The sequence below is a fragment of the Sodalis sp. dw_96 genome, assembly GCF_018449575.1.
GTDB lineage: Bacteria > Pseudomonadota > Gammaproteobacteria > Enterobacterales > Enterobacteriaceae > Acerihabitans.
In genome coordinates this window covers 1-1,244 of record NZ_JAAVUT010000055.1, presented here as the reverse complement: position 1 = coordinate 1,244, position 1,244 = coordinate 1, and the positions used below count along the sequence as shown (strand labels likewise).

At 50.4% G+C, this 1,244-nt stretch carries 1 protein-coding gene; it reads right to left on the bottom strand.

Translation table 11 applies throughout. The features are described from left to right. Positions 1-39 precede the first annotated feature (39 nt). Positions 40-1,175, bottom strand: a protein-coding gene (locus tag HB631_RS26740) for an IS3 family transposase (protein WP_213994205.1) whose coding sequence is annotated in 2 segments (ribosomal slippage) — positions 40-914 and positions 914-1,175 — 1,137 coding nt in all. Because the reading frame shifts where the segments join, the coding sequence is not laid out codon by codon here. Between the last annotated feature and the right edge of the window lie 69 nt (positions 1,176-1,244).

The following is a 1,244-nucleotide window of genomic DNA, read 5'->3' as shown; positions in this document are numbered from 1 at the left end:
TGATGTGGTCTAGCAATATCGGACACCCGTTAAGGTTTTTTACGCCGCACGCTTTTCTTTGGCATGCGGCGTCTGACCACCATTGAAGCTATGCGGTCTGCGATGGTTGTAGTAATGCGTTATGTAATTCAGGATATCTGTCTTCGCATCGTCTGCATTTTCATAACCGTATTCCGGTATCCATTCCGATTTCAGACTCCTGAAGAACCGCTCCATTGGGGCATTATCCCAGCAGTTGCCCCGACGACTCATGCTCCGTTTGATGCGGTACTGACATAACTTTTGCCGATATGTTCGGCTGCTGTAGTGGCTACCCTGATCCGAGTGGAACATCACGCCTTTAGGGCATCCTCTTGATTCGTACGCTATCCGCAGCGCATCAACCGTTAATGCACTGTCAGGTGATGACGATAAAGACCAGCCAATCACTCTGCGAGCATACAAATCCAACACAACGGCCAGGTAGACCCAGCATTTTCCTGCCCAAATGTACGTCACATCACCGCACCAGACGCTATTCGGACGTTCGACGTCGAAGGCTCGCTCCAGGTGATTGCGGGCATATTTTGCTTCGTCTTTCGCTAAACGATAATGATGCTTACGTCGTTGTGTACTTTCAAGTCCTGCCTCTTTCATCATGCGGCGGGCCTTATCTCTGCCTACCCCATGGCCTTCCGTTTTTAAGGAGGTCGATAACGAGCGTGACCCTGCTGAACCGCGACTTTCCTCATGCAACTCGCACAGGCGCTCTCTTTGCTCCGCTCTGGCAGGCTTTTCAGGCACGCGTCGGTAATAATATCGGCTGCGTGCAACACCAAAAAGGAGACATAACTCCACCACAGGATAACGCTCACTTAATATCCGGATCACTTCTAGCGAGTGAACGACTCTGACATTAAGAGAGCGGTAGCCTCCTTTAAGATATTTTTCTCACGTTCAATCTTACGTATGTACGCTTCCAGTTCCTGAATACGCTGTTGCTCAGGGGTCAGAGCTTTGCCTGCGACAGGTGTTGCGCCACCGCGTTCGCGGATGAGCTGGTGAACCCAGCGCTGCATCGCCGTTTTACCCACCCCCATAGCCTCACTGGCCTGAGTAATGGAATAACCACTATCAACCACAAGGCCGGCTGCTTCGCATTTGAACTCAGGAGAAAAAGCTCGTCTATCTTTCATTGGACACCTCTATTGTATTGGGGAAGTTTATCACCCTTTCTGGGTGTCCAAGATCATTAGACCACATCA